22 protein-coding genes are annotated in these 13,097 nt (G+C 44.7%); all 22 read left to right on the top strand.

The genetic code is table 11. From position 1 onward, the window contains the following. Window positions 1–84 precede the first annotated feature (84 nt). Window positions 85–336 carry a ribosomal L7Ae/L30e/S12e/Gadd45 family protein gene (locus NST38_RS26990; RefSeq protein ID WP_036607175.1) on the top strand — a complete coding sequence of 84 codons (252 nt, stop codon included), beginning with the start codon at window positions 85–87 and terminating at the stop codon, window positions 334–336. A 150-nt stretch (window positions 337–486) separates the two neighbouring features. Further along, entirely contained in the window at window positions 487–909 is a 423-nt protein-coding gene (gene rpsL / locus NST38_RS26985) for a 30S ribosomal protein S12 (RefSeq protein WP_017692070.1), read from the top strand. Window positions 910–996: 87 nt separating this feature from the next. Next, on the top strand, window positions 997–1,467 hold the full coding sequence (gene rpsG / locus NST38_RS26980) for a 30S ribosomal protein S7 (protein ID WP_017692071.1): 471 nt from the start codon (window positions 997–999) through the stop codon (window positions 1,465–1,467). A gap of 49 nt (window positions 1,468–1,516) precedes the next feature. Beyond that, the gene (gene fusA / locus NST38_RS26975; protein ID WP_036607177.1) at window positions 1,517–3,595 is read left to right on the top strand and encodes an elongation factor G; all 2,079 of its coding nucleotides are present in this window, start codon (window positions 1,517–1,519) and stop codon (window positions 3,593–3,595) included. A 95-nt stretch (window positions 3,596–3,690) separates the two neighbouring features. Continuing rightward, window positions 3,691–4,881, top strand: coding sequence for an elongation factor Tu (gene tuf, locus NST38_RS26970; protein ID WP_017692073.1), 1,191 nt, complete (start codon window positions 3,691–3,693; stop codon window positions 4,879–4,881). A gap of 435 nt (window positions 4,882–5,316) precedes the next feature. After that, on the top strand, window positions 5,317–5,625 hold the full coding sequence (gene rpsJ / locus NST38_RS26965; protein WP_017692074.1) for a 30S ribosomal protein S10: 309 nt from the start codon (window positions 5,317–5,319) through the stop codon (window positions 5,623–5,625). 46 nt (window positions 5,626–5,671) lie between these two features. Continuing rightward, a complete protein-coding gene (rplC, locus tag NST38_RS26960; protein WP_017692075.1) occupies window positions 5,672–6,295 on the top strand; it encodes a 50S ribosomal protein L3 in 624 nt (207 codons plus the stop codon). A gap of 25 nt (window positions 6,296–6,320) precedes the next feature. Further along, entirely contained in the window at window positions 6,321–6,944 is a 624-nt protein-coding gene (rplD, locus tag NST38_RS26955) for a 50S ribosomal protein L4 (protein WP_338707125.1), read from the top strand. Then, window positions 6,944–7,234 carry a 50S ribosomal protein L23 gene (rplW, locus tag NST38_RS26950; RefSeq protein ID WP_017692077.1) on the top strand — a complete coding sequence of 97 codons (291 nt, stop codon included), beginning with the start codon at window positions 6,944–6,946 and terminating at the stop codon, window positions 7,232–7,234. The genes rplD and rplW overlap by 1 nt, the downstream gene beginning before the upstream one ends. 30 nt (window positions 7,235–7,264) lie before the next feature. Then, complete coding sequence (gene rplB / locus NST38_RS26945) at window positions 7,265–8,095, top strand: 50S ribosomal protein L2 (protein WP_017692078.1); 831 nt, start codon at window positions 7,265–7,267, stop codon at window positions 8,093–8,095. Window positions 8,096–8,166: 71 nt separating this feature from the next. Then, the gene (gene rpsS, locus NST38_RS26940; RefSeq protein ID WP_017692079.1) at window positions 8,167–8,445 is read left to right on the top strand and encodes a 30S ribosomal protein S19; all 279 of its coding nucleotides are present in this window, start codon (window positions 8,167–8,169) and stop codon (window positions 8,443–8,445) included. Window positions 8,446–8,480: 35 nt separating this feature from the next. After that, window positions 8,481–8,813 (top strand): 50S ribosomal protein L22, encoded by a 333-nt coding sequence (gene rplV, locus NST38_RS26935; protein ID WP_036607180.1) that lies wholly within the window; start codon window positions 8,481–8,483, stop codon window positions 8,811–8,813. 15 nt (window positions 8,814–8,828) lie between these two features. Beyond that, window positions 8,829–9,494, top strand: a complete 666-nt coding sequence (gene rpsC / locus NST38_RS26930; protein WP_036607182.1) for a 30S ribosomal protein S3 — start codon at window positions 8,829–8,831, stop codon at window positions 9,492–9,494. Window positions 9,495–9,496: 2 nt separating this feature from the next. Then, the gene (gene rplP / locus NST38_RS26925) at window positions 9,497–9,931 is read left to right on the top strand and encodes a 50S ribosomal protein L16 (RefSeq protein WP_017692082.1); all 435 of its coding nucleotides are present in this window, start codon (window positions 9,497–9,499) and stop codon (window positions 9,929–9,931) included. Continuing rightward, window positions 9,921–10,118 (top strand): 50S ribosomal protein L29, encoded by a 198-nt coding sequence (rpmC, locus tag NST38_RS26920; protein WP_017692083.1) that lies wholly within the window; start codon window positions 9,921–9,923, stop codon window positions 10,116–10,118. The genes rplP and rpmC overlap by 11 nt, the downstream gene beginning before the upstream one ends. Window positions 10,119–10,166: 48 nt before the next feature. After that, the gene (gene rpsQ, locus NST38_RS26915; RefSeq protein ID WP_017692084.1) at window positions 10,167–10,433 is read left to right on the top strand and encodes a 30S ribosomal protein S17; all 267 of its coding nucleotides are present in this window, start codon (window positions 10,167–10,169) and stop codon (window positions 10,431–10,433) included. A 35-nt stretch (window positions 10,434–10,468) separates the two neighbouring features. Beyond that, complete coding sequence (gene rplN, locus NST38_RS26910) at window positions 10,469–10,837, top strand: 50S ribosomal protein L14 (protein WP_017692085.1); 369 nt, start codon at window positions 10,469–10,471, stop codon at window positions 10,835–10,837. A gap of 39 nt (window positions 10,838–10,876) precedes the next feature. After that, window positions 10,877–11,230, top strand: coding sequence for a 50S ribosomal protein L24 (gene rplX / locus NST38_RS26905; protein WP_017692086.1), 354 nt, complete (start codon window positions 10,877–10,879; stop codon window positions 11,228–11,230). Between the two features lie 32 nt (window positions 11,231–11,262). Continuing rightward, on the top strand, window positions 11,263–11,805 hold the full coding sequence (rplE, locus tag NST38_RS26900) for a 50S ribosomal protein L5 (protein ID WP_017692087.1): 543 nt from the start codon (window positions 11,263–11,265) through the stop codon (window positions 11,803–11,805). A gap of 73 nt (window positions 11,806–11,878) precedes the next feature. Further along, window positions 11,879–12,064 (top strand): type Z 30S ribosomal protein S14, encoded by a 186-nt coding sequence (locus NST38_RS26895; RefSeq protein ID WP_013312154.1) that lies wholly within the window; start codon window positions 11,879–11,881, stop codon window positions 12,062–12,064. Between the two features lie 32 nt (window positions 12,065–12,096). Beyond that, the gene (gene rpsH / locus NST38_RS26890; RefSeq protein WP_017692088.1) at window positions 12,097–12,495 is read left to right on the top strand and encodes a 30S ribosomal protein S8; all 399 of its coding nucleotides are present in this window, start codon (window positions 12,097–12,099) and stop codon (window positions 12,493–12,495) included. Between the two features lie 30 nt (window positions 12,496–12,525). Beyond that, window positions 12,526–13,068, top strand: coding sequence for a 50S ribosomal protein L6 (gene rplF, locus NST38_RS26885; protein ID WP_017692089.1), 543 nt, complete (start codon window positions 12,526–12,528; stop codon window positions 13,066–13,068). Window positions 13,069–13,097: the final 29 nt, after the last annotated feature.

Raw genomic sequence — 13,097 nt, 5'->3', positions numbered from 1 at the left:
ATTGACAATGCTTGCGCTAGATGCTAATATATCAAAGGTGCGTGGGCAGCTGATTGTACATGGTTCTATTCGGAGGAATACACAATGTCTAATGAAAAAGCCTTGCAAGATGCTCATGTCAAAATAGGTACCAAACAGACCATGCGGATGGTGCAGACAGGTATGGCTTCTGAAGTCTATGTCGCAGAAGATAGTGATCCGCAGCTTACTTCCAAAATCATTGCTTTGTGTGAACAACACAATGTAAAATGCACGAAAGTGGATACAATGAAAAATCTCGGCAAGGCTTGCGGGATTGGAGTAGGAGCAGCTATGGCTGCTGTCGTAAAATCATAGGGTAAGGAACGTTTTTGTCCGAGAACTTTTAAGGATTCTCCAAGGCAAAAACTTTTCATTTGTCTTTTTATGAACCGCCTGGGTCTGTGGACTTAGTGCAAAGAGGTTTATAAAGAAACATGAATATTTGAGGAAGGGGGTGGCAATCACATGCCAACTATTAACCAACTGGTTCGTAAAGGACGTCAAGCAAAAGTTGAGAAGTCAAAATCTCCAGCTTTGCAAAAAGGATTCAACGCTTTGAAACGTGAATCTACTAACATCAGTGCCCCACAAAAACGTGGTGTCTGCACTCGTGTAGGTACAATGACTCCACGTAAACCAAACTCTGCACTTCGTAAGTATGCCCGTGTTCGTTTGACGAACCGTCTCGAGGTTACTGCTTATATCCCGGGAATCGGACATAACCTTCAAGAGCACAGTGTGGTATTGATCCGCGGAGGTAAAGTTAAAGACCTTGCAGGAGTTCGTTATCACATCGTTCGTGGAGCTCTCGATACTGCTGGTGTAAACAACCGTATGCAAGCTCGTTCGAAATACGGCGCTAAGCGTCCAAAAGCTAAAAAAGCCTAAACTATTATAGGCAGATAGCCTGAAAGCCTTCTGGTCTAAGTCTGGAAGGTACAGGATCTGCTGAACAAGAAAGAAAGGGGGATATCCATGCCACGCAAAGGTCCAGTTACGAAAAGAGACGTTCTGCCTGATCCGTTATATAACAGCAAGTTGGTTACTCGTTTAATCAACCGCATCATGATCGGCGGAAAACGCGGTGTTGCTCAAAGCATTCTGTATAATGCGTTCAAGTTGATTCAAGAACGTACGGGTAATGACCCTATGGAAGTATTTGAAGCAGCAATCAAGAACATCATGCCAGTCCTGGAAGTTAAAGCTCGCCGTGTCGGCGGTGCCAACTACCAAGTACCAATCGAGGTGAAACCAGAGAGACGTACTGCTCTGGGATTACGTTGGCTCGTGAACTACTCCCGCAACCGCGGTGAGAAAACAATGGAAGAGCGTTTGGCGGCTGAGATCATCGACGCTTCCAACAACACAGGCGCTTCCGTTAAAAAACGTGAAGATACGCACAAAATGGCTGAAGCGAACAAAGCGTTTGCTCACTACCGTTGGTAGGATTCAGTTCACAATAAAAAAACTTCAATTTTGAAGGGAGACCCATTTCATGGCTAGAGAGTTCTCCTTAAAAAATACACGTAATATCGGGATCATGGCTCATATTGATGCGGGTAAAACCACGACAACTGAGCGGATCCTGTTTTACACAGGACGTACGCACAAAATCGGTGAAGTACACGAAGGCGCTGCGACAATGGACTGGATGGAACAGGAACAGGAGCGCGGAATTACGATTACTTCCGCTGCAACTACCGCTGCTTGGAAAGGCCACCGCGTTAATATTATTGATACCCCGGGACACGTTGACTTCACTGTTGAAGTTGAACGTTCCCTTCGTGTATTGGACGGAGCAGTTGGTGTATTCAGTGCGAAAGAAGGCGTTGAGCCTCAGTCCGAAACCGTATGGAGACAGGCTGACAAGTACGGCGTACCTCGTATCGCATATGTAAACAAAATGGATATCATCGGTGCTGACTTCCTGAACGTTGTATCTGACATGCGTGATCGCCTTCAAGCGAACGCTGTTGCGATTCAACTTCCAATCGGCGCTGAAAATGATTTCAAAGGTATCATCGATATCGTTGCACAAAGAGCTCATATGTACAAAGATGACCTTGGTCAAGATATCGAAGAAACCGACATTCCTGCAGAGTTTGCAGATCAAGTTGAAGAACTTCGCAACGAGTTGATTGAGCGCGTTGCTGAACTGGATGAAGATTTGACAATGAAATACCTGGAAGGCGAAGAGATCACAATTGATGAGATCAAAACCGTACTCCGTAAAGGTGTTGTAGATGTTAAGATCTTCCCAGTTATCTGTGGATCCTCATATCGTAACAAAGGTGTTCAACTGATGTTGGATGCTGTTATCGACTACTTGCCAGCTCCAACAGATGTTGCATCGATCACGGGACATCTTGAAGATGGAACTGAAGCAATTCGTAAGTCATCCGATGAAGAGCCATTCTCCGCATTGGCATTCAAAATTATGACTGACCCTTACGTTGGTAAATTGACATTCTTCCGCGTATACTCTGGTGTTCTTCAATCCGGATCATATGTATTGAATGCCACTAAAAACAAACGTGAGCGTATCGGTCGTATCCTTCAAATGCATGCGAACAGCCGTCAAGAAATCACTGTAGTTTACTCCGGTGATATTGCAGCTGCCGTAGGTTTGAAAGATACAGGTACAGGTGATACACTATGTGATGAGAAAAATCCGGTTATCCTGGAGTCAATGAACTTCCCTGATCCGGTTATCGAAATCGCTGTTGAACCTAAAACCAAAGCTGACCAGGATAAACTGGGTGTTGCTCTCGGTAAGTTGACTGAAGAGGATCCAACTCTTCGTGCTCATACTGACGAAGAAACAGGCCAAACGATCTTGGCAGGTATGGGTGAGCTTCACCTTGATATCATCATCGACCGTATGCGTCGTGAGTTCAAGGTTGAAACTACTGTGGGTAAACCACAAGTAGCTTACCGTGAAACATTCCGTGCTCCAGCGCGCGTTGAAGGTAAATTCGTACGTCAATCCGGTGGTCGTGGTCAATACGGTCACGTATGGGTTGAATTCGAACCTCTCGAGCCGGGTACAGGCAGCCAGTTCGAAAGTAAGGTTGTCGGTGGTTCCGTACCAAGAGAATACATTCAACCTGCACTGTCAGGGATTGAAGAGCAAATGAAAAACGGCGTTATTGCAGGCTTCCCGCTTGTTGACGTTAAGGCTACAATCGTAGACGGATCTTACCATGATGTCGATTCCAATGAGATGGCATTTAAAATTGCCGGATCTATGGCGCTTAAAGCGGCTAAAGACAAGTGTAAACCAGTTCTGCTAGAGCCTATCATGAAAGTAGAAGTAACTGTTCCAGAAGAGTACATGGGTGACGTAATGGGTATGTTGAACTCCCGTCGTGGCCGCATCGAAGGTATGGATTCCCGTAGTGGAGCTCAAATCATCCGTGCTAAGGTACCTCTGTCTGAAATGTTTGGTTACTCTACAACTCTTCGTTCCGGTACTCAAGGACGCGGCGTATTCTCCATGGAACTCTCTCACTATGAAGAAGTTCCTAAGAGCATCGCTGAAGAAATCGTTGCTAAAACAAAAGGCACCGAGTAGTTTTTTCACACTGGATGCAAGTGCATAAGAATTTAATTCGGAGCACTTCATTCAGTGAAAACATAAAATTATAATTTTAAGGAGGCCACGTTCAAATGGCAAAGGCTAAATACGAACGTAATAAACCCCACGTTAACATCGGTACTATTGGTCACGTCGATCACGGTAAAACAACTCTGACTGCTGCAATCACAACTGTATTGTCCAAAACTTACGGTGGTGCTGCAATTGCATTCGACCAAATCGACAAAGCTCCAGAAGAGCGCGAACGCGGTATCACAATCTCCACATCACACGTTGAGTACGAAACTGACACTCGTCACTACGCTCACGTTGACTGCCCAGGTCACGCCGACTATGTTAAAAACATGATCACTGGCGCGGCTCAAATGGATGGAGCTATCTTGGTAGTATCCGCAGCAGACGGCCCAATGCCACAAACTCGTGAGCACATCTTGCTCTCCCGTCAAGTAGGCGTACCTTACATTGTTGTATTCTTGAACAAATGTGACATGGTTGAAGACGAAGAGTTGTTGGAATTGGTTGAGATGGAAGTTCGCGACCTTCTTAACGAATATGAGTTCCCAGGTGACGATACTCCAATCACTCGTGGATCCGCTCGTGAAGCTCTGGCAAACCCAGATGGCGAATGGGCTCAAAAAATCGTTGAGATGTTCAAAGAGATCGACACTTACATCCCACTGCCTGAGCGTCAAACTGACAAGCCTTTCTTGATGCCTGTCGAGGACGTATTCTCCATCACTGGTCGTGGTACTGTTGCTACTGGCCGTGTAGAGCGTGGTACTGTTAAAGTCGGCGAAGAGATCGAAATCGTTGGTATCACTGAAGAAACTAAAAAATCCGTTGTAACAGGCGTTGAGATGTTCCGTAAATTGTTGGATTCCGCTCAAGCGGGTGACAACATCGGTGCATTGTTGCGTGGTGTTGACCGTACTCAAATCGAGCGTGGTCAAGTACTTGCAAAACCAGGTTCTGTTAAGCCACACACAGAATTCACAGCTCAAATCTACGTTCTGACTAAAGAAGAGGGCGGACGTCACAAACCATTCTTCACTGGTTACCGTCCACAGTTCTACTTCCGTACAACTGACGTAACAGGCATCATCAACTTGCCTGAAGGTACTGAAATGGTAATGCCTGGTGATAACATCACTGTTACTGTTTCCCTGATCTCCCCAATCGCGATTGAAGAAGGAACTAAATTCTCCATTCGTGAAGGCGGACGTACAGTAGGTGCCGGTTCCGTAGCATCTATCCAAAAATAATTCGGCTTAACGCTGAATAAAGCATATGTAACAGTGTACTGGAACGAGTAACATTGTATTGTAACGAAGCTTCGGAAGAGTTCTTTATCCGACATCGGATAAAGAACTCTTTTATTATGTTTAAAGTTCGGAACCTGCGTCATACGAAATGAACATCATTTACGTGTTTAGAAGGATTGGCAAGGCAGCCTGGATATTGAAGATTAACACTGCAATAAACGAAGTCATTTCATCAGAAAAGATAAGTTTAAATGTTTTTCTTAAATATGCTTGCAATACGCCTATCTTTTCTATATAATAATGAATGTTGTTCTGTGACGTTGCGATGATGTGAGAGGTTACTGGCACACCCGGCCCCTTTGCCATGGGAGAGTGGCTAGAAAATTTTCACGGAGTATGTCCGATAAAAATTGGGCGATAGAAGGAGGGACTAAAATGGCAAAGCAAAAAATTCGTATTCGTTTGAAAGCTTACGACCACAGAATTCTTGATCAATCCGCGGAGAAAATTGTTGAAACAGCAAAACGTTCGGGTGCTGGTGTATCCGGTCCGATTCCGCTTCCTACTGAAAAACAAATCATTACTATTCTTCGTGCGGTGCACAAGTACAAGGATTCTCGGGAACAATTCGAACAACGTACACATAAACGTTTGATCGACATCGTTAACCCGACTCCACAAACTGTGGATGCCTTGATGCGCTTGGATCTGCCGTCCGGTGTAGATATCGAAATTAAATTGTAATATAAGCTACAACAAAGACCATGTATAAAGGAAAAGAGGTGTCAACATGAAAGCAATCTTAGGAAAAAAACTCGGAATGACTCAAGTATTTACTCCTGAAGGTAACGTCGTTCCAGTAACGGTTATCGAAGCAGGCCCTTGTGTTGTTTTGCAAAAGAAAGACATTGAGAACGATGGCTACGAAGCAATTCAAATCGGTTACTCCGATAAGAAAGAGAAAAATGCTAACAAGCCAGAAGCAGGTCACGCTAAAAAAGCGAACACTGCCCCTAAGCGCTACGTTCGTGAAGTTCGCGGTATCAACATCGCAGAATATGAAGTTGGCCAAGAACTGAAAGCTGACATTTTCGCTGAAGGCGAATTCGTTGACGTAACGGGTATTTCTAAAGGTAAAGGTTTTGCTGGCGTTATCAAACGTTGGGGACAAAGCACTGGACCTATGTCACACGGTTCGCGTTACCACCGTGGCCCTGGTTCAATGGGTTCGATCCAAGCTAACCGCGTTCCTAAAGGCAAACGCCTGCCAGGACACATGGGACATGACACTATTACAATTCAACGTCTTGAAGTAGTTAAAGTAGACGCTGAGCGTAACGTGTTGCTCGTGAAAGGTTCCATTCCTGGACCGAAAAACAGTCTCATTAGAGTTAAAGAAACGGTGAAAAAATAACCACTGAAGAAAGGAGGAACACAAAATGCCAAAAGTATCAGTTTACAATGTAGATGGTAGCCAAGTAGGCGAAGTTGAATTGAGCGATGCGGTTTTCGGAATTGAGCCGAACCAACACGTTCTGTACGATGCAGTTCTTATGCAACGCGCTTCCCTTCGTCAAGGTACCCACAAAGTAAAAGGACGTTCTGAAGTTCGTGGCGGTGGACGTAAGCCTTGGAAACAAAAAGGTACAGGTCGCGCTCGTCAAGGTTCAATTCGTTCACCACAATGGAAAGGCGGCGGTATCGTATTTGGTCCAACACCACGGAGCTATGCGTATAAACTGCCTAAGAAAGTTCGCCGCTTGGCGATCAAATCAGCCCTTTCATCCAAAGTGCTTGACAATGACATTATCGTTTTGGACGCTCTCACGTTGAGTACGCCTAAAACTAAAGAATTTGCAGCCATCTTGAGTAACCTCAAAGTGGGACGTAAAGCTTTGATCGTAGCTCCTAGCTATGATGATAATGTAGCTCTTTCCGCACGGAATATTCCAGGCGTGAAATTCGTAGCTGCTGACGGTATTAATGTTCTTGACGTGCTCTCGCACGACAAATTGATCATTACGAAAGAAGCAGTTCAGAAGGTAGAGGAGGTGCTCGCGTAATGAAGGATCCTCGTGATATTGTAAAACGTCCGATTATTACGGAACGTACTGCTGACATGATGAACGACTTGAAATATGTATTTGAAGTCGATATCCGTGCAAACAAAACCGAGATCAAAAAGGCAGTAGAAGCTATTTTCAATGTAAAAGTGAAAAACGTGAACACGCTTCGTGTTCCAGCTAAGCCGAAACGGTACGGACGTTATTCCGGATATACTAGCGAATGGAAAAAAGCGTTTGTAACGTTGACAAAAGACAGCAAAACGCTTGAGTTCTTTGAAACTGTATAATTGAATTTTTGAAGTAAGGAGGGAAACCCAGTGCCAATCAAAAAGTATAAACCAACATCCCCGGCAAGACGGAACATGTCCGTTTCTACATTTGAGGAAATCACCACAAATCAGCCGGAGAAATCGTTGTTGGCCCCGTTGAGCAAACAAGCAGGCCGCAACAACCAAGGTAAAATTACAGTTCGTCACCATGGTGGTGGACACAAACGTAAATACCGTATCATTGACTTCAAACGTACTAAAGATGGAATACCGGGCCGCGTTGCTACGATTGAGTATGACCCGAACCGTACATCCAACATCGCTCTGATTCACTATGCTGATGGTGAAAAGCGTTATATCATCGCTCCTAAAGGTTTGAAAGTTGGAGATCAAGTATTCTCCGGACCTGAATCAGACATCAAAATCGGTAACGCACTGCCACTCGAAAACATTCCAGTAGGTACCGTTATCCACAACATCGAGTTGAAACCAGGTAAAGGCGGACAATTGGTTCGTGCTGCTGGTACAGAAGCTCAATTGCTTGGTAAAGAAGAAAAATACGTTTCCGTTCGTCTCTCTTCCGGAGAAGTTCGTCGTATTTTGAAAGTTTGCCGCGCGACAATCGGATCTGTAGGTAACCAAGACCACGAGCTCATCAAAATCGGTAAAGCCGGTCGTAGCCGTTGGTTGGGTAAACGTCCTGAGGTTCGTGGTGTAGTAATGAACCCTAACGATCACCCACACGGTGGTGGTGAAGGTCGTGCTCCAATCGGACGTAAATCGCCAATGTCACCATGGGGTAAACCTACACTTGGTTACAAAACGCGTAAGAAAAATAAAGCTTCTGATAAATACATCATTCGCCGCCGCACGAAGTAATACACACTGTGCATAACTTCGTGAGGCATCTGCGGATGCATAATAGCTATGTTTGAAGGGAGGATCTCCACATGGGTCGCAGTTTGAAAAAAGGGCCATTCATTGATGGCTACATGCTTAAAAAGGTAGAAGAGATGGAAGCTTCAGGTAAGAAGAATGTGATCAAAACCTGGTCCCGTCGTTCTACAATTTTCCCGCAATTCATCGGACACACATTTGGCGTTTACGATGGTCGTAAACACGTGCCAGTGTATGTAACTGAGGACATGGTCGGACACAAACTGGGTGAGTTCGCTCCAACCCGTACGTACAAAGGCCATACTGCTGATGATAAGAAAACAAGAAGATAAATGAATATCTTTAATGTTTGAAAGGAGGTTACACAATGGAAGCAAAAGCACATGCTAAGTTTATCCGGATTGCTCCTCGTAAAGCTCAACTCGTTGTTGACTTGATTCGTGGCAAGCAAGTAGGTGAGGCGGTTGCCATTCTCCGTCACACTCCGAAATCTGCTTCTCCAATCGTTGAGAAGTTGCTTAACTCCGCTATTGCGAATGCGGAACATAACTATTCTTTGGATGTTAACAAATTGGTTATCTCGCAAGCTTACGTGAACCAAGGACCGACAATGAAACGTTTCCGCCCTCGTGCAATGGGACGTGCAAGTCGTATTAACAAACGTACTAGCCACATTACTTTGGTGGTATCTGAGAAGTAGAAGGAGGGGAAATGTGTGGGCCAAAAGGTAAATCCAGTCGGACTCCGTGTCGGAATTATCCGTGACTGGGAATCTAAGTGGTATGCAGGCAAAGACTTCGGTGATCTTTTGATGGAAGACGTGAGAATTCGTGAATTCCTGAAAAATAAATTGAAAGACTCCGCTTTATCTCGTGTAGAAATTGAGAGAGCGGCTAACCGCGTAAACGTAACGATTCACACTGCTAAACCAGGTATGGTTATTGGTAAGGGTGGTTCGGAAGTTGAAAATCTTCGTAACCAAATTACGAAAATTGCTGGCGGTAAAAAAGTACACATCAACATTTCTGAAATTAAGAACCAAGACTTGGACGCTGTTCTTGTAGCTGAAAGCATTGCACAACAATTGGAACGTCGTGTTTCTTTCCGTCGTGCTCTGAAACAAGCAATTCAAAGAACTATGCGCTCCGGTGCTAAAGGTATCAAAACTCAAGTAGGCGGACGTCTTGGCGGTGCTGAGATCGCACGTTCTGAAGGCTACAGCGAAGGAACTGTTCCACTGCACACACTGCGTGCTGACATTGACTACGGTACAGCAGAGGCTCATACTACTTACGGACTTATCGGCGTAAAAGTATGGATCTATCGTGGAGAGGTTCTTCCTACGGCTAAGAAACAAGCTGCTAAGGAAGGAGGCAACTAATCATGTTGGTACCAAAACGCGTAAAACACCGTAAGCAACAACGTGGACATATGAAAGGCCAAGCTAAAGGCGGAACGACTCTGAACTTTGGCGAATACGGTCTGCAAGCTACGGAACCGGCTTGGATTACGAACCGTCAAATCGAAGCGGCTCGTATTGCGATGACTCGTTACATCAAACGTGGTGGTAAAGTTTGGATCAAAATTTTCCCAGACAAACCAATCACTCAAAAGCCTCTCGAGGTTCGGATGGGTAGCGGTAAAGGTAACGTAGAAAAATGGGTTGCAGTAGTGAAACCAGGTAAGATCATGTTTGAACTTGCTGGTGTACCGGAGGAAATTGCACGCGAAGCAATGCGTCTTGCCGCTCACAAACTGCCAATCAAAACGAAGTTCGTGAAACGTGAAGAATTGGGTGGTGAAGCAAATGAAAGCTAGTGAATTTCGCAACCTAACCTCTGCTGAAATCGAGCAAAAGATTGCCGGATTTAAAGAAGAACTCTTTAACCTCCGCTTTCAATTAGCTACCGGTCAGCTGGATAACCCGACTCGCATCCGTGATGTGCGGAAAGAAATAGCTCGTGCTAAAACCATTATCCGTGAGAGAGAATTGGGAATCGGTTAATTAGGGATAGGATGGACAATCCGTCCGTAATCAGGAAGGAGGCCAACAATGAGCGAAGAACGTAACGCACGTAAAGTGCAAACTGGTAAAGTGGTCAGCGATAAAATGGACAAAACGATTGTTGTTGCTGTAGAAACTTACAAAAAACACAACTTGTACCATAAACGCATTAAGGTTACTAAAAAATTCAAAGCGCATGACGAAGAAAACACTGCGAAAATCGGTGACACGGTGAAAATCATGGAGACTCGTCCGCTTTCGAAAGATAAACGCTGGAGACTTACTGAAATCGTAGAAAAAGCGGTTATCATCTAATGCATCAGCAGCATTGCTGAAAGGAGGAATACTAAATGATTCAACCATTTACACGTTTGACTGTGGCCGACAACTCCGGTGCGAAGGAACTGATGTGTATCCGCGTACTCGGCGGTACGGGACGTCGTACAGCTCAAATCGGTGATCTGATCGTTTGTTCTGTTAAACAAGCAACACCAGGCGGCGTTGTCAAAAAAGGTGATGTAGTTAGAGCGGTTGTCGTTCGTACGAAACGTTCTGTACGTCGTAAAGACGGTTCCTACATCGGTTTTGATGAAAATGCAGCGGTTGTTGTAAAAGACGACAGAAGCCCACGTGGAACACGTATTTTCGGACCAGTTGCTCGCGAACTTCGCGATAAAGACTTCATGAAAATCGTTTCCTTGGCTCCAGAAGTTATCTAAAGCTTAATCTCGTGATGTTAGAAACAGGAGGTGTACGAAATGCCAAGAGTGAAAAAAGTTCTGGAATCCCATAACAACAAACTTCACGTTAAAAAGGAAGATACGGTTATGGTGATCAGCGGTAAAGACAAAGGTAAAAAAGGCCGTGTCATCGCTGCTTATCCTCGTGAGAACCGCGTCCTTGTGGAAGGTGTTAACATGGTGAAAAAACACCAGAAGCCTAACCAGCAAAATCCGCAAGGCGGCATTATCGAGAAGGAAGCTCCGATTCACGTTTCCAACGTAATGCACATCGATCCGAAGAGCGGAAAAGTAACCCGTGTAGGTTACAAAGTTTTGGATAACGGTAAGAAAGTGCGCGTTGCTAAACGTTCCGGAGAAATTATCGACTAATTGAACCGAATGAGAAAGGAGGGCTATGATTCATGGCATCAAGAATGAAAGAACGTTACCTGCAAGAAATCGCTCCTGCTTTGATGCAGAAGTTTAACTATACAACGGTAATGCAAGTGCCGAAAATCGAGAAAATCGTTATCAACATGGGTGTGGGCGACGCTGTCCAAAACTCTAAAGTGTTGGATTCTGCAGTAAACGATTTGCAACTGATCGCGGGTCAAAAACCTGTAATCACTCGTGCTAAAAAATCTATCGCAGGTTTCAAACTGCGTGAGAATATGCCTATCGGTGCGAAAGTTACATTACGCGGTGAGCGTATGTACTTCTTCCTAGATAAGCTGCTCAACGTAACGCTTCCTCGTGTCCGCGACTTCCGCGGTGTATCGAGTAATGCTTTTGATGGACGTGGTAACTATACACTGGGTCTGAAAGAGCAATTGATCTTCCCGGAGATCGAATACGATAAAGTTGATAAAGTCCGCGGTATGGATATTGTCATTGTAACAACGGCGAAAACAGACGAAGAGTCCCGTGAATTGCTTACGCAAATGGGAATGCCTTTCGTTAAGTAATGTTGGCATAACGTTTCCGGGTGTCTGGAAAGACTCCCTTTTCTCCGAAATTATTTAGGAGGTGTCAGGCTAAGTGGCAAAAACTTCGATGAAAGTTAAACAACAACGTACACCTAAGTTTAAAGTACGTGCATATACACGCTGTGAGCGTTGCGGACGTCCACATTCGGTCCTGCAAAAGTTCAAAATTTGCAGAATTTGTTTCCGTGAATTAGCTTATAAAGGCCAGATCCCTGGCGTGAAAAAAGCAAGCTGGTAAAAAGTCCTGAACGGGAAGGAGGTTAACTCACAATGACTATGTCTGATCCAATTGCAGATATGCTTACTCGTATTCGTAACGCGAACACTGTTCGTCACGAAACGGTAGAAATGCCTGCTTCAACAATGAAAAAACAAATCGCCGATATCCTGAAGCGTGAAGGTTTCATCCGTGACGCTGAAGTTATCGATGATAACAAACAAGGGATTATCCGTGTTTTCCTGAAATACGGTCAAAATAACGAGCGCGTTATCACTGGTCTGAAAAGAATCAGTAAACCTGGTCTTCGTGTTTACACGAAAAGCAACGAAGTACCTCGTGTACTTGGTGGCCTGGGAATCGCGATCATCTCGACATCTAAAGGTATCATGACGGACAAAGAAGCTCGTCAATCGAAATCCGGCGGAGAAGTCGTTTGCTACGTTTGGTAATATAACGTCACAAGATAGGAGGTGCAACATATGTCTCGTATTGGTCGCAAACCAATCACAGTACCAAGTGGTGTAGACATCACCCTGGACAACACCGTTATTACGGTAAAAGGACCTAAAGGAACTTTGACTCGTGAGCTTCATAAAGACATGAAGGTTACAGTTGAAAATAACGAAATCACAGTTGTGCGTCCTTCCGATAACAAAACTCACCGTTCTTTGCACGGCACAACGCGTAGCGTTGTAAACAATATGGTGAGCGGCGTTACTGAAGGATTCGCGAAATCTCTGGAATTGGTTGGGGTCGGATATCGTGCAAGCAAGTCCGGAGATAAAATCGTTCTGAACGTTGGTTACTCTCACCCGGTTGAAATTACACCGGAAGCGGGAATCGAATTCGAAGTACCTTCGAATACAAAAATCATCGTTCGCGGAATTGACAAAGAGCGTGTAGGTGCTTACGCTGCTAAAATCCGTTCCGTACGTGAACCTGAGCCGTACAAAGGTAAAGGTATTAAATATGAAGGCGAGCGTATCATCCGTAAGGAAGGTAAAGCCGGTAAGAAGAAATAAGATTTCTCTTACCGCCTTTGCGCGGCTTT

The organism is Paenibacillus sp. FSL H8-0104 (assembly GCF_038050215.1).
Taxonomy (GTDB): Bacteria; Bacillota; Bacilli; order Paenibacillales; family Paenibacillaceae; genus Paenibacillus; species Paenibacillus amylolyticus.
This window is presented reverse-complemented; position numbering and strand designations above follow the sequence as displayed.